Origin of the sequence: Amycolatopsis sp. YIM 10 (genome assembly GCF_009429145.1) — a bacterium.
Taxonomy (GTDB): Bacteria; Actinomycetota; Actinomycetes; order Mycobacteriales; family Pseudonocardiaceae; genus Amycolatopsis.
Window position 1 is genome coordinate 9,800,745 of the sequence record NZ_CP045480.1, and the last position, 20,964, is coordinate 9,821,708.

Annotated in this window: 20 protein-coding genes and 3 tRNA genes; 11 read left to right on the top strand and 12 right to left on the bottom strand. The window is 67.3% G+C overall.

Annotated elements, in window-relative coordinates; translation table 11 throughout:
• Positions 1 to 7: 7 nt before the first annotated feature.
• The 6 genes from YIM_RS45550 to YIM_RS45575 form a co-directional block, all read right to left on the bottom strand.
• Positions 8 to 1,615 (bottom strand): replication initiator, encoded by a 1,608-nt coding sequence (locus YIM_RS45550; protein WP_153036244.1) that lies wholly within the window; start codon positions 1,613 to 1,615, stop codon positions 8 to 10.
• Positions 1,615 to 1,899, bottom strand: a complete 285-nt coding sequence (locus tag YIM_RS45555; protein ID WP_228004417.1) for a hypothetical protein — start codon at positions 1,897 to 1,899, stop codon at positions 1,615 to 1,617. The genes YIM_RS45550 and YIM_RS45555 overlap by 1 nt, the downstream gene beginning before the upstream one ends.
• A 95-nt stretch (positions 1,900 to 1,994) precedes the next feature.
• On the bottom strand, positions 1,995 to 3,488 hold the full coding sequence (locus tag YIM_RS45560) for an FtsK/SpoIIIE domain-containing protein (protein WP_228004418.1): 1,494 nt from the start codon (positions 3,486 to 3,488) through the stop codon (positions 1,995 to 1,997).
• 234 nt (positions 3,489 to 3,722) lie between these two features.
• The gene (locus YIM_RS45565; RefSeq protein ID WP_153036246.1) at positions 3,723 to 3,968 is read right to left on the bottom strand and encodes a hypothetical protein; all 246 of its coding nucleotides are present in this window, start codon (positions 3,966 to 3,968) and stop codon (positions 3,723 to 3,725) included.
• A 283-nt stretch (positions 3,969 to 4,251) separates the two neighbouring features.
• A complete protein-coding gene (locus tag YIM_RS45570; RefSeq protein ID WP_153037682.1) occupies positions 4,252 to 4,530 on the bottom strand; it encodes a hypothetical protein in 279 nt (92 codons plus the stop codon).
• Positions 4,530 to 4,916 carry a hypothetical protein gene (locus YIM_RS45575; RefSeq protein ID WP_228004419.1) on the bottom strand — a complete coding sequence of 129 codons (387 nt, stop codon included), beginning with the start codon at positions 4,914 to 4,916 and terminating at the stop codon, positions 4,530 to 4,532. The genes YIM_RS45570 and YIM_RS45575 overlap by 1 nt, the downstream gene beginning before the upstream one ends.
• Before the next feature lie 292 nt (positions 4,917 to 5,208).
• Here YIM_RS45575 and YIM_RS45580 point away from each other — a divergent pair, with 292 nt between their 5' ends.
• The 3 genes from YIM_RS45580 to YIM_RS45590 all read left to right on the top strand — a co-directional run bounded on the left by YIM_RS45580 (position 5,209) and on the right by YIM_RS45590 (position 8,575).
• Positions 5,209 to 6,051 carry a GntR family transcriptional regulator gene (locus tag YIM_RS45580; protein ID WP_194239965.1) on the top strand — a complete coding sequence of 281 codons (843 nt, stop codon included), beginning with the start codon at positions 5,209 to 5,211 and terminating at the stop codon, positions 6,049 to 6,051.
• The gene (locus YIM_RS45585; protein ID WP_153036248.1) at positions 6,048 to 6,737 is read left to right on the top strand and encodes an HAD family hydrolase; all 690 of its coding nucleotides are present in this window, start codon (positions 6,048 to 6,050) and stop codon (positions 6,735 to 6,737) included. The genes YIM_RS45580 and YIM_RS45585 overlap by 4 nt, the downstream gene beginning before the upstream one ends.
• A gap of 128 nt (positions 6,738 to 6,865) precedes the next feature.
• On the top strand, positions 6,866 to 8,575 hold the full coding sequence (locus YIM_RS45590) for a DUF4209 domain-containing protein (protein ID WP_194239966.1): 1,710 nt from the start codon (positions 6,866 to 6,868) through the stop codon (positions 8,573 to 8,575).
• 592 nt (positions 8,576 to 9,167) lie between these two features.
• Here YIM_RS45590 and YIM_RS45595 read toward each other — a convergent pair.
• The 4 genes from YIM_RS45595 to YIM_RS45610 form a co-directional block, all read right to left on the bottom strand.
• Positions 9,168 to 9,241 (bottom strand) — tRNA-Phe (locus YIM_RS45595).
• A gap of 31 nt (positions 9,242 to 9,272) precedes the next feature.
• Positions 9,273 to 9,346, bottom strand: a tRNA-Asp gene (locus YIM_RS45600).
• A 22-nt stretch (positions 9,347 to 9,368) separates the two neighbouring features.
• A tRNA-Glu gene (locus YIM_RS45605) sits at positions 9,369 to 9,441 on the bottom strand.
• Positions 9,442 to 9,857: 416 nt separating this feature from the next.
• Positions 9,858 to 10,109, bottom strand: coding sequence for a hypothetical protein (locus YIM_RS45610; RefSeq protein ID WP_153036250.1), 252 nt, complete (start codon positions 10,107 to 10,109; stop codon positions 9,858 to 9,860).
• A 695-nt stretch (positions 10,110 to 10,804) separates the two neighbouring features.
• Here YIM_RS45610 and YIM_RS45615 point away from each other — a divergent pair.
• Entirely contained in the window at positions 10,805 to 11,248 is a 444-nt protein-coding gene (locus YIM_RS45615; RefSeq protein ID WP_153037684.1) for a hypothetical protein, read from the top strand.
• Positions 11,249 to 11,332: 84 nt separating this feature from the next.
• On the opposite strand, the gene YIM_RS45620 is transcribed toward YIM_RS45615, so the two are convergent.
• On the bottom strand, positions 11,333 to 11,536 hold the full coding sequence (locus YIM_RS45620) for a cold-shock protein (protein WP_027941311.1): 204 nt from the start codon (positions 11,534 to 11,536) through the stop codon (positions 11,333 to 11,335).
• 384 nt (positions 11,537 to 11,920) lie between these two features.
• On the opposite strand from YIM_RS45620, the gene YIM_RS45625 reads away from it, so the two are divergent.
• The 7 genes from YIM_RS45625 (at position 11,921) to YIM_RS45655 (ending at position 17,798) form a co-directional block, all read left to right on the top strand.
• Positions 11,921 to 13,108 carry an Ig-like domain-containing protein gene (locus YIM_RS45625; protein WP_153036251.1) on the top strand — a complete coding sequence of 396 codons (1,188 nt, stop codon included), beginning with the start codon at positions 11,921 to 11,923 and terminating at the stop codon, positions 13,106 to 13,108.
• A gap of 116 nt (positions 13,109 to 13,224) precedes the next feature.
• The gene (locus tag YIM_RS45630) at positions 13,225 to 13,572 is read left to right on the top strand and encodes a hypothetical protein (RefSeq protein WP_153036252.1); all 348 of its coding nucleotides are present in this window, start codon (positions 13,225 to 13,227) and stop codon (positions 13,570 to 13,572) included.
• 4 nt (positions 13,573 to 13,576) lie between these two features.
• Positions 13,577 to 14,134, top strand: a complete 558-nt coding sequence (locus tag YIM_RS45635) for a SigE family RNA polymerase sigma factor (protein WP_153036253.1) — start codon at positions 13,577 to 13,579, stop codon at positions 14,132 to 14,134.
• Positions 14,131 to 14,616, top strand: coding sequence for a hypothetical protein (locus tag YIM_RS45640; RefSeq protein WP_153036254.1), 486 nt, complete (start codon positions 14,131 to 14,133; stop codon positions 14,614 to 14,616). Before YIM_RS45635 ends, YIM_RS45640 begins: the two co-directional genes overlap by 4 nt.
• A gap of 32 nt (positions 14,617 to 14,648) precedes the next feature.
• On the top strand, positions 14,649 to 16,034 hold the full coding sequence (locus YIM_RS45645; RefSeq protein ID WP_153036255.1) for an MFS transporter: 1,386 nt from the start codon (positions 14,649 to 14,651) through the stop codon (positions 16,032 to 16,034).
• A 43-nt stretch (positions 16,035 to 16,077) separates the two neighbouring features.
• Positions 16,078 to 16,656 carry a PaaI family thioesterase gene (locus YIM_RS45650; RefSeq protein ID WP_153036256.1) on the top strand — a complete coding sequence of 193 codons (579 nt, stop codon included), beginning with the start codon at positions 16,078 to 16,080 and terminating at the stop codon, positions 16,654 to 16,656.
• Positions 16,656 to 17,798, top strand: coding sequence for a metallophosphoesterase (locus YIM_RS45655; protein WP_153036257.1), 1,143 nt, complete (start codon positions 16,656 to 16,658; stop codon positions 17,796 to 17,798). Before YIM_RS45650 ends, YIM_RS45655 begins: the two co-directional genes overlap by 1 nt.
• Before the next feature lie 74 nt (positions 17,799 to 17,872).
• On the opposite strand, the gene YIM_RS45660 is transcribed toward YIM_RS45655, so the two are convergent.
• Complete coding sequence (locus tag YIM_RS45660; protein WP_370468933.1) at positions 17,873 to 20,941, bottom strand: tetratricopeptide repeat protein; 3,069 nt, start codon at positions 20,939 to 20,941, stop codon at positions 17,873 to 17,875.
• Between the last annotated feature and the right edge of the window lie 23 nt (positions 20,942 to 20,964).

Below are 20,964 nucleotides of genomic sequence, written 5' to 3' on the forward strand. Positions count from 1 at the left end.
CCCCAGGTCACGCAGCTTGCAGAGTTGCCGAAGTTTCTGGATCACCTGGTGGTCCCTGCGCCGCGAGTAGCGCCCGGTCGTACTCGGCCCGCCAGGAGATGCGCTCCGAGATGGCGTGCATGAGCAGGTGCGCCCGGGGCGGAACGTGCGGGTCTCCGGACTGGACCTTGCGCCAGACGAGCCGGGCCGGTTCTTCGGCGGGCCGACTTATGCCGGCTGCGGCGAGGGCCTCGTGGACGAACGTCTTGCGGTCCGCCTTGTGGTCGGCGAGCGATTTCCCCGACCACTTCCGGGAGACGAGCACGCGACGACCGGGCAGGCCGAGCGTGGTCCGCCGGTGAGCCCGTCCCTTGCAGTGACCGGGAATGGTCCGGGAGCCCGCGCCCTGTGGCTGGACGCCGTAGAGCAGCCAGACCGCGCACCGAGGCGAACACGGCGTCACAGCCAACTCAGCGTGAAGCCGGTCGTGGTGGTCCCGTTGCCTGGCCGTCGTCGCCTCGACCACTTCGCCGGTGGCTTTGGTGAGGTACTTGGTCAGATACCCGATGTGCCGCCCGGCTTCCTCCGAGCCGCCGAGGATGCCCTTGGAGTGGACTTGCTGTCCGAAGGTCACCACGTGGGCCGGTTCCTCGACCGCCTCCACTGCCTCATCCCACGGCGTCAGCGGCGCCCGGGTGTCCGGGTCGAGGAAGGCCCGCGTCTGGGAGTCCCAGACCGGGAGCCGGTCGCCGTCGTAGACGAGTTGGTCATGGTTGGGCCACCACACCTGGTGGTAGGTGGCCGCCGTGACCTGGCGGATGACGTCGTGCGGGATCGAACCGCGGAGCGCGGCATGCAGGTGCGGAGCGGTCCGCTTCTGCGGCTCGACCGTGGCGAAGTACTGCACGTCCCAGCCGACGCAGCGGCGGAGGTTCTGCCACCACCGATCGACCAGCGCGGAGAAGTGCACCGCATCGCGGGCAGCCCGCCGGTAGTCGTAGCTGACCGGGTCGACCGGCGTCCCATCTTCCCGAACGCGCCCGTAGGTGTCGCAGGTCAGCGTGACGAACATGGACGGCCGGAACTTGCCCGCGAACTCCCGCCCAAGCGTGGTCTTGGCAACCTTCTGCCGAGGCAGGTTCGGCGCATCCTGCCGCCGCTTGGTCGACCGTTTCACCGGCTTGTTCTCTGGCAGATCTGGCGACGGCAGACGACCGCGCATGCCGAGTTGCCGAAGTTCTTCGTCCACGGAGCGGATTTCCTCACGCAGTTCCTCGGCTTCTCCTTCCTCTCCCTCGGCGACGGTCTTGCGGTACTCCTGCACGAGGTCCGCGCGGAGTTCCATGAGTTCGGTCTGTTCCTTGCTCGGCGGGTCCGGTGTGAAGTCCGGTTCCTCGGCGAGGTGCCAGCCTTCGCGGCACTGGGCCATCCGCAGCGCTTTGGCCTTCTTGGCGCACGGGGCGCAGACGGATTCCACAGTGGACCCGCAGGGCACGGCGACGTACCGGAGTTCCCCGGTGTCGAGGTTTCCGACTTCCATGGTGAACGGCCGGACGCACACGCCGTGCTTCTCGGCCGTGGCCTTCATGACGTCGGTGGACAGCGGCAGCCGCATCCGCTCGGCACGGGTGCTCATCAAGCAGCCACCTCCCCACCGCGTGACCACATGCGCAGCAGCGACACGGCGAGGTCCTGCCGGGTGTCCGGCGGCACGTCCGGAAAGGACACCGCGTCGAAAGGCACCGCGTCATAGACCCGGATCGGGACGCCCGCAGGTACGCGGCCGGTCACGTCGAGGTGCACCGAGTCGCCCGAGGGAGTGCGCCACAGGGACGCGGAGACCTCGGCCAGCGTGTCCGCCCAGACAACCAGCGCGGCGCAGGTCCGGGGCAAGCCGACTTCGCAGAGCTGCACAGTCACCGGCCGGGACCATGCGTCCACAGTGACCATGACCGGAGACGGGAGGTCATGACGCCGGAGATGTTCCCGGACGGCATCGAGAAATGGGATCACGTTCACGCCACCGCACCCCCATCCGAATCGTTCCGAGCAGGGAAAGGCAGCACATCAGCGCGGCGGACAGGAACACCGGTGACGTACTCGACCAGCTCGATCAAGTCGTGGTCGGTGATGTGGAAGGCCCGAGCGCGGAACGGTTCGCGCTTGCCGTCCTCCTTGCCCCAGGCCACACCGGGGGTGTGCTCGGAGATCTCGTGAGCCGCCGCCCCACGTTCGCACACACCGTCGCCAAGGACCATGTCGACCTGCGCCTTCTCGTCCAGGCGCATCGCGATCCGGGTGGAGAACAGGTGCCGGAAGGCGACGATTTCCTTGCGCGGGTCCTGGACCAGGCCGAGCACGCAGACGCCGGGCGCGCGGCCCTGACTGGTGATGGTCTGCACCGCCCGGTTCGCGCGCTCCCGCAGGTTCTTGTCCGGCTGGTACGCGAGCAGGTCCGCCAACTCGTCGATGACCACCAGGAGGAAGGGATCACCGGTGTTCGGGTTCCACGAGCGCAGGAAGCCCCGGTACCGCTCGGCACGCTGCTTGACCTCGGCCGCGATCTCTTCGAGCAGGCTCACGGTCTCTTCGCCGTTGTTGAACACGACCGAGCGGAAGACCTCGGGCGCTTGGCCGAGTTCCATCCCGCCCTTCGGGTCGATGCCGTACATGCGGACCGCACCCGAGCGCAGCGCGGGAGCCAGTGCCCAGGCCACGGCCCAGGCGAGCGAGCCCTTGCCCGCGCCGGTGACGCCGACGCCGAGCACGTGGGTTCCCTGGAGCGGAAGGCGCCAGGGCTTGCCGTTCTCCTGTCGTCCGACGGTCACGCGCTTGAGGTCAACCGCGGAATCCTCCGGAGCCAGGGCCGGGGCCGGGATCGCACGGGCGAGTGGGTCGCGGTGCACGAAGTCGAGTTCGAGCCGACCGGGCTTGCGGACGCGGACACGGCACGAGGTGGCCCGGAACGAGTGCGCCAGTCCGGACGCGCGAAGCTCCCACTGCTCCGGCGCCTGCCCCTTGACCATGCGAACCCGGACGCGATCCCGCCAGCCCTCGGAGCGGACCAAGCCGAGTTTGGGCCGGTACTCGCGGCCACGGCTGGTCTTCACCAGGTCGGACAGGCGCATCACGGTTCGCCAGTGGCCGGCATAAATGGCGACCCGCCGGTACTCGGTCCGGGCCTGCGGCAGGGCGAAGCGCTGGAAGGAGGAGCGAGCACGCCACCACCACAGCGCCAGCACCGCCGTGATGCCGGTGAGCACCCAGAGCAGGCCGAGGTGACCGAGTTCGGCGTCCAGCCACCCGGCGAGCAGGGCGACGCCCATGGTCAGCGGGTAGCGCCACAGAATGCGGCCAACCTGGTATGTCGTCCAGCAGACCAGCCACGCGAGGATGACCGGCGACAGCACGACCTTGACCCAGCGGGGAAGCAGGGTCCACCAGGGCAGCCGGGGACGGGCGACTTCCAGCGGAGCCGGGTCGATCCATCGGGAACCGTTGTGGTTCATGGGAGATCACCGCCCAGCGCGGCAATTCGGGTGAGATGGGTAATCCCCACTGGTGCGCGACAGTTGCCATCGTCTAGCGTTGTCATTGTTCACTTCCGCGAGGTTGTGAGCAGCGCAGGACCGGCGAAGGTTGGTAGCCAGAGTTCCGGTTCTGCGCGCTATGTAAGGAAATTTCCGCATCTGGGCGTGCTCGTACGCCGCACGACCAGCGCGCGTTATTTGTCCTTTGTGGATCTATTCGCCGTCGGGGCCGGGTGCTCCTGTCCGGTCGAGATGATCAGCCAGTTCCGCCACTCCGTCGCGGATCTGGTGCAAAAGGCTGATGAACCGGGGCCACTCGGCCGGATCGGCCGGGGGCATGATCACCAGGCTGTCCGGATCGAGGTAGATCACCAGTGCCGCCAGTTCCCGGGCTGAACCAAGCTGGTGCATGCCCGCGACCGCTTTCGGCCCCGGGTGCCACGTCACGTTGAACGCCATGGCTGTAAGTGCCTTCCCTTGCTGCGCGTTCGCAGTCCGATGCCTGCGCGTCGAACGCCTGCGCCGCCGACTCCAAGGCGGCCGAGAGCCACCACGGGAAGCGATGCGCACCGCGGATTTCCCGCCAAGCCGAGGCGACCGACGCCGACGCGGCGGCCAGGTCCATCAGGGCCTGACCGCTGTGGTTGTTGGTTCGGGCCGCGACCGCAGAAGCCACCGTGAATTGGTGGTATGCCCGTTCCCAGGCGGCTATCCGTTCGTGCGACACCATCCGCCCTGCTCCCTAGTTCTGGGCCGAGTCGGCGCGCTGGTTCTCGACCCGCGCCCGCCGTTCGAATTCCTCAGCGGCAACGGATGCCGCGTGACGAGCCCAGAGCGGTGCTGCCAGATCGGCCGACAGCACGCGCCAGGACTCCGCCACCGAGTGGTAAGCGAGCGCCAACCGTCGCACCGCCGCCACGTCGCCCACCTCGGAGCGCATCGCGGCGAACAGTGCGGCGGTCTGCTCGGCATACGCGGTGTTCCACCGAGCGACCGCCTCACGCGACGGCCGCTTGACCATCACGCAGCCGTCTTCTGCTCGTTCGGACCGCTGGTCTTCGCCGTCGATGTCTTCGACGGGGTGGCCGACTTGGGCTCGCGCATGCCAATGGCGCGCAGGACCCAGCCCTGGTACTTGAACTTCTCGCCCATGACGCGGGCCTCCACGGTCAGGCCCTCGAACACGACCGGCCGGAAGTCGAAGCCCGCGATCGCCGCCGCAGGCGGAACCGGCTGCACCCGGTCGAGCAAGGTCACCGTGGCGGACTTGTCGCGGTCCTTCTCGGCCGACGGGTCGGTCACCGTGACCTTCCACTGCGGCAGGCCGGTCCGCTCGTCGATCTTCTGCTTGGGCTGCTTGCCCCTGGCCTTGTCCTCGTTGGAGACGTACTCCATGTCCGGAGTCACCGGGCCGACAATCGCCGCACCCTCGGGAAACACCTGGTCATGGTCGATTTCGAAACGCGTTCCGCGTGCTACTGCCATCTGTGATTGCTCCTAGGCCGGGCACCTCGTTCGGTGCTGTCTAACGTGGCTGACTCCGCCAGGCTACCTAGCCTGGCTAGACAAGTCAATCAACACGAGATCGGCCTAGCTCGCTAGCTGGCCTAGACAGGACGGAACGCAGCCGGGAAACTTGACAACAGACAACAAGGTTGGAATCCACAAGTTGCAATCCACCGCCCAGGAAGTGGGACCCATGGCACTCGATCCGGACGACCCGCGCCCGCCATATGTGCAGGTCGCCAACGCCCTGCGAGCGGCCATCCTCACCCGCAAGTTCACTGCTGGGGACAAGCTGCCCTCGCGGAACGAGCTGGCCAAGACCTACAACGTCGCCCCGATGACCGTGCAGAACGCCCTACGCGAACTGCGCGAAGAAGGGCTGATCGTCTCCCGACAGGGCAGCGGCGTCTTCGTCCGAGAGCGCACCGAACGTCCCGTTGGCCTGCGCCCGCATATCGAACGCGCCTTCGAGGCCCAGCACGTCACCATCGACTTCGCCGGTTTCTCCGGCGAGACCCTCCACGGAGCGATGGCCGAACCACTGGACAAGATCCGAATCGGCCGGCTGCGGCCCGAGTCGATCCACGTGCGCCTGCTGCTGCCCGACCCGCGTCAGCCCTGGAGCCTGCCGGTCACCGTCGAGGACCAGGCCGACAGCCCCGGCTTCCGCCAGCGCGCCGAAGAGATCATGCGCCGCCACACCCTGGCCATCGTCGATTCCGTGACCGAACTGGGCGGACTCGGCTTGGTCCAGGAAGCCACCGCGGAAATCCGGGTCCACCCCGCCGCGCCGCTGTTCAAGCTCTACCTGATCAACGAGGAAGAAGCCTTCTTCGGTTTCTACCCCGTCCGGGAGCACGTCATCACCTTCGGCGGCGAGACCCAAGCGATGTATGACCTCATGGGCAAGGACGCCATCCTTTTCCACCACTCGGCCAACGACGACGACACCTCCACCGGCAGCCAGTACGTCGACCAGGCCAAGACGTGGTTTACCAGCATGTGGACCACCGGCGCCAAGGAGTACACCCGGTGACCACCGGCGACGAGGCCAAAGCCCGCGAACTCCTGGCCAACGCCAAGGCCTTACTCCTGGACTTCGACGGCCCCATCTGTTCCGTCTTCGCCGGACTGCCCGCCTCCACCGTCGCCGAACAACTGCGCGTGGTCCTGGCCGACGGGGGTCACACCGAACTACCGGAATCCGTCGCCACCACTGACGACCCCTTCGACGTCTTCCGCCACGCCGCCACCCTCGGCGACGACGAAGCCCGATACGTCGAAGCCGCCTTCACCGCCCTCGAAGTCGAAGCCATCACCACCGCCGAACCCACCCCCGGTGCCCACGACCTCATCCACGCCTGGCGCAAGACCGGCCGCCCACTCGCTATCGTCAGCAACAACAGCGCGATTGCGATCGAGACCTACCTCAGATTTGCCGACGTCAAGAAACAAGTCGACCATATCTGCGCACGAGAATTTCATGATCCGTCGTTACTGAAGCCCAGCCCGCACTTAACCAGAGTCGCTACAATCAATCTGCAATTACCCGCTTTTTCTTGCATTCTAGTTGGCGACTCAGGAACGGACATGTTGTCTGCACGTTCCGCCGGAGTCACTCCGATCGGCTTCGCAAATAAAGTCAACAAGTTAGACATGCTGAATCGCACAGGTGCCGCAGCCGTGATCTCTCACATGCCCAGCATTCTTCTCGCTCAGTAAATCTACCACGAAACGGTTTGTTATTATCCATCCTGGGCAACACCTCGCATCTTTACTGCCGCGCAAATGTAACACCATGGCACCACAAAGCGATCCCTGCCTCCAAAGACATGACCGCGGAGGCCCACGTGGAATACCAGGAACTAGACACTGTCGTCTCAAACCTCGATGACTGGTTTACCGCTGGCGAGGCACTCAGGCGGCACGCCAGCAGCGTAGCCGAGAACTCCAACCTCGAAGAGGCGACCAAACTCGGCTACTTAGCAACGGCCCTTCACTACCACTTTCCGACCGAAAGCGGCGAAGAGGTGCCATTCGGGCCGATGTTAGAGTCCGGCGAATCTCGCTATCCTGAAAAAATATCGAGCATGCCGCCAGACGTTCTTCAGACCTGGCAAGAAGTTTTTGATGCAACGTCCGCGCCTATATTGAAATCAAGACTTGGCGACCTTTTATGGGTCGGGAAGGTAGAACAACCACATCGTTATGCCCAGAACGCTTGCGACAGCTACCACGACGTCGCGAAATTTAGCAACAGTGCGATGACTATCGCATACTCGGTGGTTCGCGCCCTGGAGATCGCCAAGCAGATAAATGACGTTCCCCGCCAAAAAGCAAGTGTCGAGTTGGCTCAATCCCAAGTCAGGTCGCTTCTCGACAACGGTAGTGATACACCCGGGGCAACATTACTAATAATACGATCCCTATCTCCATACTCACGCAAAATGAATCTTGGCGAAGCTTTGACCGAACTATTGGATGAGTGCGCCCAAGCCTACCAGGGAAGCATGCATCTACTTTCGTCAGTTCGAGATCTTCAGGTGTCCCACCACAGAGCGAACACAGAAAAAGCATCAGCATATGGCAAGCTGCAAGCCAAAGAGTGGATCGAGGAATCCGAAAGGTCGAGTGGCCTGATTAGAATGGCCAACCTTGAGCGGGCACGTGAATTTGCCCTCTCCAGAGGACTTTCAGATGAATTGACTCGAGTCAGATTGATGATCGAGCAGGCTTCCGAGGAAGATCTCGGCTTGACCGAACTAGAATCCGACGTAGTTTTGCCACGCGAAAGAGTCGAGAGATACAAGGACTCCTTCTTTACAGGTGACTCATTGCAGAGCTTCATGGGACGTTTTGGCTCACACTGTCCGCTTCCTGAACAGCACCAGGAGATCGAGGATACGGTCCGAGATCTCATGCGCAGTCATCCGATTCAATACTTGACCACGCGCGTGGTCTTGAACGAAGAGAACTTGCCCATACGGTTCATTCGAGAACGGGATGATCATTTCAATCATGCAGTCATGCAACAGCAAGTAACGAGAGTCACTATCTGGATGGCCTTTTGCGGTGACATTATGGACCGCGCACTATCTCAATACCCTACCGGCGAGTTCGACTACTTAGCACACTTCAAAACGAGCTTGATCAAGGATGAATACGCCGAAGTATTCGCAAGAGGATTTAGCCTCTACCAGGAAGAGCGGTACGACGAATGTGTTTGTGTAGTCATACCTCGACTCGAGGCTGCCATTAGAGAGATGGCGCGATTTGCAGGCGTTGGCATCTACTCTGACCCTAAGCGCGATTCTCCTGGCGGTTACAGGACTCTGGGCAGCCTACTTTCCTCCCTAGAGGGACGTATGCCAGAGAACTACAGAAAGTACTTCCTTGCAGCTATCGGCGATCCGATGGGCGTAAACCTGAGGAACCGCCTATGTCACGGCTTGCTGTCGCAGGCAGACCGGAAGGAAGCAGCGTTGGCCTTACAGCTAGCCACCCAGCTGGCTTGCCTTCGCCCAGCTGATCCGCCTAGCGAAAGTTCCGACTCTCCGTGACCCCACACCGGTCGCTGCCGAATTTGGCTCTATGGGATCAAGGCGCGCCGCCAGCGGCGGCGCGCGAGCGGACTGGGCGACGCCGTCCGCGCCTCGGCGGGCGCACCCATCGCGACACACTGGGCTCCCGCTCCGCTCCGCCCAGCGGCCGCCCGGTGCGCCCGCCAGGGCGCGGCCGGGTCACCAGCCGCAGGCGACGCGCAGACGGGTGACGCCAGCTCCCAGAGCCACCCGGCGAAGCACGTCGGTTCGGAGGACAACGCCGACTCCGGAGGACCCAGGCAGACGAGCGCGGGTCACCGAGCGTCCCCTTCCCCGCGGATCGTCGTACACCGGTCCCGCCGCCTCAAGGGCGCCTGGCGGCGTCGCTCCGCGATGGGCGGAGCCCACCCTTGACCCGACGAGCCCGGAGCTACGAGATGGCAGGGACGAAGGTGACGGGGGCGGAGCAAGCGGCCGGGAGGCCGTGCATCCCGCGTGCAACTACGGGCGGGCAGCAGCGGTTAACCGTGGCAAGGGACGGCAAGTGAGCTACGTCACTCCAGACACGCAAAAACCGCCCTGACCTGAGTCAAGGCGGTTCGTGGAGCGGTGGCCAGGGCCGGGGTCGAACCGGCGACCTTCCGCTTTTCAGGCGGACGCTCGTACCAACTGAGCTACCTGGCCGGGAACGCCGGCAAGGAGCCGAACGATCTTGCGACCCTGACGGGACTCGAACCCGCGACCTTCGCCGTGACAGGGCGACGCGCTAACCAACTGCGCCACAGGGCCTTGCGTTTACTACTGTACTGCGTACTCCCAACGGGATTCGAACCCGCGTTGCCGCCTTGAAAGGGCGGAGTCCTAGGCCGCTGGACGATGGGAGCCCGGCCGGTTTCGGTAAACCGACCCGACCGCGCTCTCAGGTCGTCCCTGGGAGCGAACATAAGCATAGGGCACGCCACAACCGCCTTTCACGGGGGTATCCCTTAAGCCCCGGCAGGGGCTGCGAACTGCGGTTTTGCCGCGACCGAGGCCCGCTGGGCGACGGGAACGGCCGGAGGGCGCCGAGAGGACTGCTCGCCGGGGGTGGATCACGAGCACTCCTCTCAAATCGGTCATAACGGCGTTATCAAGCACAGAACGGTGAAAACGGTGTGAGAAATCGATTGCCAAGCTCGCCGACCGGCACTACGTTCCGAAGACAGCGCCCAGGTGCGCCACCAGGGGGTGTGCACCTGGGCCCCACTACTTCTGAAGCTGAAGCCGCCGCCGCGATCGGCTCATGGGCCAGCCACGGCGATCACCGCTGAACCGGCAATCGCCCTTCTTCGTCGGGTGTCAGGCCCAGCATGTCCAGCAGCTCCGCGCAGTCGTCGACTCCGGTGGCGCCCTGCGCCACCGCGAGCCTGGCGCGGCGCACCTGATCATCGGAGATCCTCGGTGTGTCCGCATGCCCCGACCGCTGCGCCGGCACCCCGCCGGTCGCCGAGCCGTTCCCCGCGTCGCCTTCATAGCGAAGGAGGAACTGTCGAACTTCCAGAGACCCGCTCATTGGCTCCTCCTCAGGGTTTCCGAAAAGCTTGGCCGCGAGGCTAGCGAGCGGACCTGTCCCCCCACAGCCCCCCGCAGAGTGAACCTCCCATGACCGGATGTTCGCTCTGCGCGACGATCGCGGCAACGCCCGACGACTGCCCACAATGAACGCCGGGCAAACCAAAAGTGACACGCCCACCGGATTTTTCGCCGCTACCACTCGCCCAACCCCGCCGAGTCGTGTAACAATCGACTTGCTGACACACCCCCGGTCAGCGCCTGTGGAGATCCCCTCCGGCCCCCGCGTTCCTCCCCCTGGCGCGGGGGCCTCTCCATTGCTGCTCCAGGGCGTTTGCCCTGTTCGCAGGTACCCGATTCTGCTCGGGGGGGTCGACCCCCCAAGCCCCCCGCGGTGCGTGCTCCTCGCGCTGACGAGCGCTGGTCAACGGGGTCTTTTACCAGCTTGATCCAATGGATCATTGGTAATCGTTTTCTGGTTGTTGAACATTGTCCAGTTCGGAATGCGTGCGGACAATACCTGCATTGGCGGACAGGTGTTAATGGTTTCACGGGGGAGCGGGGGGCTTACGCAGAGTGCGATTTTCTTGATCGAGATTAGCGCGGATGGACTATTGCGAAGAAAAGGTGGCAACCGACGGTGTGTCGCGCGCCACACTCGTCACGGTGTCGAAACCTTACCGTTATCCTGTCCGGGTGCCTCTTCCCTCACTTGGACGCCTGAACACCAAGACGAACCTCAAGGCGGTCAACCCCGGACGTCACCGCAACAGCCCCGCGCGCGAGGCCGAGACCGCGGTCGACGACCACGAGCTGACCAGCTACCTCGCCGCGCTCGCCCCCGATGCGGACGACCCGGAGAGCACTGGCACCGGCCGACGGTTCGGCGAGGCCCAGGTCTTCCAGATCCGGATGAACACCATCGCCAGCGAGCAGTTGAAGGAACTCGCCGCCGAGCGCGAGACCTCGCCGCAGGCGCTCGCCATGGAGTGGGTCCTCGAGCGCCTCTCCTGGGAGGCACAGGCCTCCTCGGTGCAGGACCAGGCCCAGACCCGTCACAACCGCGTCAGCGACGCCCACACCGACCAGTTCACCTTCGACCAGAACTGGGAGCAGCCCGTCTCCGGACGGTTGCGCTGAACCCGGCCCCGAAGCGCCCGGAGCACAAAAAACCGGGCCCCGGCGGAAGTTCCGCCGGGGCCCGGTTGCTTCAGGTGACCGATCTCAGATGACGCGCACCTTCTGAGCCTGCGGGCCCTTCTGGCCCTGGCCCACCTCGAACTCCACCCGCTGGTTCTCTTCGAGGGTGCGGAAGCCGCGCCCGTCGATCTCCGAGTAATGCACGAACACGTCGCCCTCGCCGCCGTCCTGGGCAATGAAGCCAAAACCCTTTTCGGCGTTGAACCACTTCACAGTGCCTTGCGCCACCGCTTACTCCTCGTTACAGATCCGCTTCGGGCCTCCGCCGGAGCAGTACCCGGGCCGTCCCGGGCGGTTCCAACGAGTCGAGCGAAGAGCACTGAGCGGCTCATGGCTCGCGTCAGAAGTTCCGCGAGTGTGAAGCCACGAACACGCAAAACGACGGCCTGTGGGCAGCGTACCGGGATCTCACGGAATCTGAACCCCACAAAGCAGTCTTGGGCAGAACAGCGGCATCAAGTCACCGAAACGTTGTAAGCATCCGGCCGCCCGGCGCAGCGCCCTTAGCGCGTCCGGCGGTCGAGTAGAAAGTGATCCTCATCACGTTTCGCGAGGTCAACGCCCTGCCTCCGCCAGGCGTCAGAAGTGCGTCAGGGGACGATAAGGGGACATGTGGTGACACTTCACTTCCGACGGCGGGCACTGGCCGGGCTCGCCATCATCGCGGCGCTGGGTTTGAGCGGCTGCACCGGGGAAAGCGGGACCAACGCGGCGGGCACCGGCGGGGCGCAGGCGACGCCACCGGGCCCGGCCAGGATCGCGGTGCAGCCGGCCGCCGGGGCCAAGGAGGTCTCGCCAGGTGAACCGGTGCAGGTGACCGTCACCGAGGGCACGCTCGAGCAGGTGACGCTGACCAATCCGGACGGCAAGCAGGTCGCCGGGCAGCCCGCGCCGGACAACCGCAGCTGGACCACCACCGAACCGCTCGGTTACGGCAAGACCTACACCTGGGCGGGCACCGCGGTCGGCACCGACGGCTCGAAGGCACCGATCAGCGGCGCGTTCACGACGGTGACGCCGAAGCGCCAGCAGCACGGCCAGCTCAACGTCGGCGACGGCCAGACCTACGGCATCGCGATGCCGATCAGCCTGACCTTCCCGGACCAGAAGGTCACCGACAAGGCCGCGGTCGAGCGCGCGCTTTCGGTGGAGACCAACCCGAAGACCGAGGGTTCCTGGGCCTGGCTGGAGAACGACACCGCGGTGCACTGGCGGCCGAAGGGCTACTGGCAGCCGAACACCGAGGTGAAGGTGAACGCCAAGCTGTACGGCGTGAAGCTGGCGAACGGCGTGTACGGCAAGGACAACGTCAGCGCCTCGTTCAAGATCGGGCGCTCGCAGATCGTCAAGGGCAACACCCAGACCCACCGCATGCAGGTGATCCGCGACGGCCAGCAGGTCGCCGACTACCCGGTCAGCTACGGCCTGGACAGCGATCCCGGCCGCGTCACCAAGAGCGGGACGCACGTGGTGATGTCCAAGCACGACACGTACTTCATGAACAACGCCCGCTACGACTACGAGAACTTCAAGGTCAACTGGGCGGTGCGCATCTCGAACAACGGCGAGTTCACCCACGCCGCCCCGTGGTCGGTCGGCGACCAGGGCAGGAAGAACGTCTCCCACGGCTGCCTGAACCTGTCGCCCGAGAACGCCAAGGAGTACTACGACAGCGCGCTCACCGGCGATCCGGTCGAGATCGAGGGCAGCACGCAGCAGCTGGGCCCGAAGGACGGCGCGTACCACGACTGGACCTACTCCTGGGACCAGTGGCTCAAGATGTCCGCGCTCAACAGCTGAGACTCACCAGCTGAGAACAACCCAGAAATTCGATGCAACCCGGGAGGTGCGGCGGCGCATGTCTGACTGTGCAAGTGCCGCCGCACCCCGGCGGCTTCCGTTGACTAGGAGCCGAATTGCGTACTCGAATCGTGCTCGGGGCCGGAGCCCTGCTGCTCGCCGCCGGTGCGGCGATCACCGTGCCCGCGCTGGCCAGCACCACGCCGCCCGAGCCAGCTCCCGCGGTCACGGCGCCGGCGGCACCGCCGGCCGCCCAGCCTGCCCCGCCCACCCAGTCCGCGCCGCCCGCGCCCGGCAATCCGTCCACGCCCCCCGCGCCTTCGGAGCAGCCAGGACCGCCGCCACCCACCGTGTCGAAGCCGGTGCAGGAGCCGTCCGCGGCCCCCGCACCGCCGTCGACGAAGCCCGCCGCTCCCGGTGTGCCGAAGGCGATCCCGGCCGGGCCGACGGGCGACAACCGCTGATCCGTTGAAGCGCCGGACCGCATCGACCGGGCCGGACTCGTCGTCGTACGACGGCGAGTTCGCCCGGTTCTTCGGCGAGCGCGCACACCAGTTGCGCTCCACCGCCTTCCTGCTCTGCGGCGACTGGCACCACGCCGAGGACATCACCCAGGCCGCACTGCTGAAGCTCTACCTGGCGTGGCCGAAACTGGAGCGGCACGACCGCCTCGACGCCTACGCCCGGCAGGTGGTCACCAGGACCTTTCTCGCCGAACGGCGGCGGCCGTGGCGGCGTCGTGAACAGCTCACCGACCTCCCGCCGGAACAGGCGGGGGACGAAGCGGGCGGCCCCGAGCAGCGCATGCTGGTGCTGCGTGCGCTGGCGGCGGTGCCGCCGAAGCAGCGCGCCGTGCTGGTGCTGCGGTTTTGGCACGATCTGAGCGTGGAGGAGACCGCGGCGGCCCTGCGCTGCTCCACCGGGAACGTGAAGAGCCAGAGCGCCCGCGGCCTGGCCACGCTGCGCGACCGGCTCGGCCCGCACTTCCACGAACTCTCGCTCACGTCGAAGGGAGGCAGCGCATGACGGAGAACGACCCGGCCGAGATCCGGCGGCTGCTGGCCACCACCGGCGCGGGTGAGGGACCCCCGATGGGGCTGCGTGCCGACGAGATCGCCGCTCGCGGCACCCGGATCCGGCGGCTGCGCAAACGGATCGCGATCGCCGCGAGCGCGGGTACCACGGTCGGGGTCGCCGTGCTGGTGGTGTTCTTCACCGGCGGTGCCGCGACACCGATGCCGCCCGCGCCACCCGCGCCGGTAATGCCCGCGGTGCCCGGATTGACCATTGAACCGCCTGCGTCGAGCAAGCCGGAAACGCCGGAGCAATCCGGTGTGCCGGAACCGTCCGAATCCTCCGTGAAGATCCCGCCGCCGGCCTCGGCCGGACCCCCGAGCAAGCCGCCGACAAGCTCCGCACCTGCGGCGATGCCGTCTTCGGAGCTGCCGCAGGCACCGAGTTCCCAGCCGGGCACCCCGGCCCCGCCGTCCACAAAGGCGCCCGGCTAGAAAGTTTCCAACAGCCGATCTAGGGTCGGCTGATGAGCGATCAGGCGGTCGGCGCCACGGACGCGGCGCCGCAGGAAGCGGATCCGAAGCAGATCCGGAAAGCCGTCGCCGGTTCGGCGATGGGCAATTGCATCGAGTGGTACGACTTCGGGGTCTTCGGCTTCATGCCGGCCATCCTCGGCCAGGTCTTCTTCAACGCGAGCAGCACCTCCGAAGGCGCGCTCGCCACGTTCGCGCTGCTCGCGGTGACGTTCGTGATCAGGCCGTTCGGCAGCGTCGTGCTCGGCCCGCTCGGTGACAAGCTGGGCAGGCAGAAGGTGCTCGCGCTGACGGTCATCCTGATGTCCGGGTCCACCTTCGTGATCGGGCTGCTGCCGTCGTGGGAGACCATCGGGCCCGCCGCCGCGGTGCTGGTGATCCTGCTGCGCGCGCTGCAGGGGTTCTCCGCCGGTGGTGAGTACGGCGGCGCGGCCACCTTCATCGCCGAGTACGCCCCGGACCGCAAGCGCGGGTTCCTCGGCAGCTGGCTGGAGTTCGGCACGCTGGTCGGGTTCTTCCTCGGCGCGGGCACGGTGACGCTGGCGACCGTGCTGCTGGGCAACGAGGCGATGGCCGAATGGGGCTGGCGCATCCCGTTCCTGATCGCCGGGCCGCTCGGCCTGGTCGGGCTGTACCTGCGGAACAAGCTCGAGGACACCCCGGTGTTCCAGGAGATCGAGAAGGCCAAGCAGGTCTCGAAGTCGCCGCTGAAGGAACTGCTCAGCAAGCACTGGAAGTCGATCCTGCACCTGATCGGCCTGGTCATCCTGCTCAACGTGGGCGACTGGATGATGTTCGGTTACATCGAGACCTATCTGAAGGACGTGCTCAAGCTCGAGGGCCACGCGCCGCTGCTGATCGTGATGGCGGTGATCCTCGGCATGCTCGCGGTGATCGTGCCGATCGGCTCGCTGTCGGACAGGATCGGCCGGAAACCCATCCTGATCACCTGTTGCGCGGGGTTCCTGGTGGTGCCGATCCCGGCGTTCACGCTGATGGAGAACAGCAAGACCGACACCGGGGTGAACGTGCTGATGCTCGGTGGCGGGCTGGCGCTGTTCGGGCTGTGCCTGGTGCTGTTCCTCTCGGTGGTGGCCTCGACGCTGCCCGCGATGTTCCCGACGCAGGTCCGCTACGGCGCCTTCTCGATCGGGTACAACTTCTCCACCGCGGCGTTCGCCGGTACCGCGCCCTACATCGTCGGCTCGCTGGTCGACTCGACCGGCAACACGCTGTGGCCGGCGTTCTACCTGATGGCGGCGGGTGCGATCGCGGCGATCCCGATCCTGCTGCTGCCGGAGACCGCCGGGGTGTCGCTGCGGGGCATCGTCAGCTCGCGGATCACCCGCCGGGCGAAGCGGCCGGCGCCCGCGAATTAAGTGCGCTTTCAACCACTTCGCGTAGTCGTATTACCGTGAACGCATGACGAAGTCCGCCCAGCCGTGGCCGCCGGTGGAGACCGAGCCCGCGGTACCGCACCCGCAGGCGCCGCCGGCAGGCACGAAGCTCGGCATGCACTACGAGCACTGCTTCGGCTGCGGCGACCAGCAGGACGCCGGGCTGCGGCTGCGCTCGACCGTCGGTGACGGCGGCACGGTGCACTCGCAGTTCCTGGTCACCGAGGCACACCAGGGCGCGCCGGGCCTGGCCCACGGCGGCCTGCTGGCCTGCGCGTTCGACGAGGCGCTCGGCGCCACCGTCGGGCACCTGCTGCGCCGCCCCGCGGTCACCGGGAAGCTGGAGACCGACTTCGTGAAGCCGGTGCCGGTCGGCTCGACGCTGTTCATCTGCGCCAAGCTCGACGGCGTCGCCGGGCGCAAGATCTACGTCAGCGCGGACGGCCGCCTCGACGCCGAGGACGGCCCGATCGCGCTGCGGGCACGCGGACTGTTCGTGCAGGTGGGCTTCGAGCACTTCGCGAAGCACGCGGGCGAGGAGTCGGTCGAGCGGCTGAAGGCCAGTGGCCGGGCCGCGGAACGGGACTGGGACATCAACCCCTGATGTTCCTGCTCGTCGTCGGCGGGGGCCTGGCGCTCCTGCACATCTACATCTGGAAACGGCTGGTCCGCGACACCACTTCGCCGGGGCTCGTGCGCCGGGTGGCGGCGGTGGCGCTGATCCTGCTCGTGGCGTTCATGATCGCCGCGTTCGTCTTCGGCACGCGGGCGGACCCGGCCGTCGCGCAGTGGTTCGCCTGGCCCGGGTACCTGTGGCTGGCGCTGTTCTACTACCTGATGCTGGCCACGCTGGTGCTCGAGGTGCCGCGGTTGTTCCTGCGGAAGTGGGCGAAGTCCGAGGAGCCGATCGCCGGGGTCAGCCGCCGGGTGTTCCTGGCGCGCGGGACCGCGGTGGTCGCCGGAGCGGCCGCGGCCGGCATCGTCGGCTACGGCACCACGGTGGCGATGGGCGGGCCGACCGTGACCAGCGTGCCGATCACCCTGCGGCGGCTGGACCCGCGGGCGTCGGGCTTCCGGATCGCGCTGATCAGCGACGTGCACCTGGGGCCGTTGCTGGGCCGGTCGTTCACGCAGCGGGTGGTGGACCTGGTCAACGAGCAGCGCCCGGACGCGGTGGCGATCGTCGGCGACCTCGTCGACGGCAGCGTCGAGCACCTGGCCGACGCCGCGGAACCGTTGCGGGACCTGCGAAGCACGCACGGCACCTTCTTCGTGACCGGCAACCACGAGTACTACTCGGGGTACACGGAATGGGTCGACCACGTGCCGACGCTCGGCATCCGGACGCTGCGTAACGAGCGCGTGCCCATCACGCACAACGGCGGCACCTTCGACCTGGCCGGAGTCAACGACGCGACGGCGTACCAGTGGCAGGACGACGCCGACGTCGGCAAGGCCCTGCAAGGCCGCGACCCGGCGCGCGCGGTGGTGCTGCTGGCCCACCAGCCGGTGGACGTCGCCGACGCCGTGGCGCACGACGTCGACCTCCAGCTCTCCGGACACACGCATGGTGGCCAGATCACCCCGTTCGAGCTGCTGGTGAGTCTGCAACAGGGGGCCGTGGCCGGCTTGTCGCAGCACGGGAACACGCAGCTCTACGTAACCAGAGGCGCCGGCTTCTGGGGCCCGCCGGTACGCGTTGGCGCCCCACCGGACATCACCGTCGTGGAGCTACAGGCGCCCTAACACGAGGGCAACGAAACGGAACCCGGCAGACAAAACCGGACCACCCTGCCCACCCATCCCCTCCCCATCCCCGGTCAGGTCAGCGTCCGAGGCCGAATAGCATTCGCCTTGTCCACCAACGCAATCCGCTGATCCGTCGTACCAGCCAACCGGGCCAACGTGCGGTAGCAGCGTTCCAGCCCGAACCTCAGCTCCCGCTCCGAACCCAGCTCACAGCCCAGCACCTTCAAACCCCGGTGCGTCTCGGGTTTCGCCGCGCCCGCGCGCACGAAGCCGTACGCCGCCTCCAGCACCTCCGCCGAGAGCCGGGTGCGGCGTTCCGCGTCCAGTGACAGGCGTTCGATGCGGGAACCGGCGTCGAGCAGGTCGCGGTCCGAGGCCACCCCGGACTCCCGGTTCGGCCGCGTCTTGATCTTGATCGCGGCCACCTGCGCGGCGATGTAGTGCGAGGACGACGACGAAACCGACTCCAGCACCTCGATCGCGCCCGCTCGCGCGCCCTGCGCCAGGTACACCCGCGCCAGGCCGAACGCGGCGCTGACGTAGCTGTGGTCGGTCTTCCACACCAGCTCGTAGAACCGCGACGCGCCGAAGGGGTCGCCGTTGGCCTCGGCGCTGATCGCCAGTGCCAGCTTCGGCGCGATCTCACCGGGCAGCTCGTCGTAGACGGCGTCGAAGGCCACCTGCGCCACCCGCGGCCGTCCACCGGCCAGCTCGATCAGCCCGCGGTACCAGTCGATCCGCCAGTCGTGCGGGAAACCGTTCTTGACCGCCAGGTACTGCGCGGCCTGCAACTGCCGGTTCGCCTCGGCCAGCTCGCCGAGTTCGATCCGCGCCCGCACGATCCGCAGCCGCACCTCGATCGAGTTGTGCGGCGCGTTCACCAGCGCCTCGATCGCCTCGCGCGGATCGGCCGCCGCGGTGGTGGCCAGCACGCCCGCCGCCGGGTCGTCGGTGTCGACCTGCGGCACCGGCAGCCCGCCGACCACGTCCTCCGGACTGGGCAGCGGCACCGGCTGCCCGGCCTCCGGCACGTCCATGTCCACGCCGAACGACCGGGTCTCCGGGCCGAACACCGTCGACGCGCCGGGCCGCGGTTTCCCGGTGCCCATGGCCATGATCTCGCGCAGCACGCCGGTGAGCTGGTCGCCCATCTCCTCGGCGGAGAGGAAGCGGCGGTCCGGGTCGGCGTGCGTGGACCGCTTCAGGAACCGGTGGTACGAACCGAAGAGCGCGAACAACGGCACCTGGTCCACCGGCGGCAGGGTGGACTTGTACTTGTTGGTGTAGCCGGTGAACTCGAAGCTCAGCACGGCCAGCGTGCGGCCGACGGTGTAGAGGTCCGAAGCCACCGAAGCGCCGTGCGTGGCCAGTTCGGGCGCGCTGTAGCCGGTGGTGAAGAACAGCGGGCTCTCGTAGTCGTCCATCCGCCGCACCGCGCCCATGTCGATCAGCTTGAGCTGCTCGTGGGTCTGGATCACGTTGTCCGGCTTGAGGTCGCAGTAGAGCAGGTTCTGGCTGTGCAGGTAGCCCATGGCGGGCAGGATCTCCAGCCCGTAGGCGATCACCTGGCCGATCGGCAGCGGTTCGGCGCGGCCGGCGGTGCGGTGGTGCGCCAGCGCGAGCTGCCGCAGCGACTGCCCGCCGATGTACTCCATCACGATGTAGCCGACGGAGTTGCCGGTGACCGAGTCCGGGTGCTGCACGAAGTTGTAGATCTTGACGATGTTCGGGTGCTCGACCTCGGCGAGGAACCGGGTTTCGTTCACCGCGGCGGCCATCGCGGTGGCGTCACCGGTGTCGATCAGTCCTTTGAGGACGACCCAGCGGTCGCTGACGTTGTGGTCCTGGGCCAGGTAGATCCAGCCGAGGCCACCGTAGGCCAGCGCGCCGAGCACCTCGTACTGCCCGCCGACGATCTCGTGCGGACGCAGCTTCGGCTTGAACGAGAAGGCGTTGCCGCACTTGGCGCACACGCCTTCCGGTGAGCCGGGCTTGCCGTCCTTGCCGCGGCCGACCTTGGCCCCGCAGTTGCCGCAGAAGCGCTTCTCCTCCGAGACCACCGGGTCGGTGAGCACGGCGGAGGCCGGGTCGCGGTAGGGCACCTGGGGCACGTCGACCAGCCCGGCGCCGAGGCGGCCGCGGCGCGAGGAGCGCGAACCGGTGCGGCGCGAGGTGCCGGGGAAGGCGCCGGAGCCGGTGTGCGGGCCGGTGCCCGTTCCGGTGCCGGTGCCGGTGCCCCGGCCGGTGCCGGGGGACATGCCGTCGCTGCTGCTGGGCGGGAGCACGCTCTCGGTGCCGGGGTCGGGCAGCTGCATCGGGCCGCTCGGCTCGGGCATCGGCGGGGGCGGCGTGATGCTCTGGGTCGCCGGCGCGGGCGCGGCGAGCACACTGGTCGGCTGCGCCTCGACAGCCTGCGGCACCTGACGACGCGGCACCTGTCCCGGCCGCACACCCTGCGGCTGACCGGCCTGCTGGGGCTGGCCGGACTGTGACTGGCCGGACTGCGCCGGGAACGGCTGACTGGACGGCCCCGGCCTCGACTGGCCCGGCTGGCCCTGCTGCGCCGGGAACGACCCCTGCCCCGGCTGGCCCTGCGGCTGCGCCGGGAACGGCTGGCTCGACGGCCCCTGCGCGGGCTGGCCCTGCGGCTGCGCCGGGAACGGCTGGCTCGACGGCCCCTGCGCGGGCTGGCCCTGCGGCTGCGCCGGGAACGGCTGGCTCGACGGCCCCTGCGCGGGCTTCCCCTGCGGTGGCGAAGGCGGCCCTTGCGACGCCTGCCCTTGCGACGCGGGCGGCCTCGGTGAAGCGGCCTGGCCCTGCGAAGCAGGCGATCCTTGCGAGGCGGACTGCCCTTGCGAAGCAGGCGCACCCTGCGAAGCGAGCGGCCCCTCCAAGGCGGGCTGGCCCTGCGAAGCGGGCTGTACCGGGCGCATGCCCTGCACGGTCGGCTGCTCCGCCGACGGGCGGCGGCCTGGCTGGTGCACCGTCCGGTCCGCCTCCGGCGCCTGGTCACCGCCGCCGAGTACGTCCGGCGACAGGCGCCAGCCGGTACCCGGCTCGTCGTCGGCGGACGGCTCGGTCCAGCCACCGCCGGGCTCGTCCGGCGCGGCGTGCCTCGGCCGGCGTGGCTCCTCCGACACTGCGTACCTCCAAGCGACCGCGG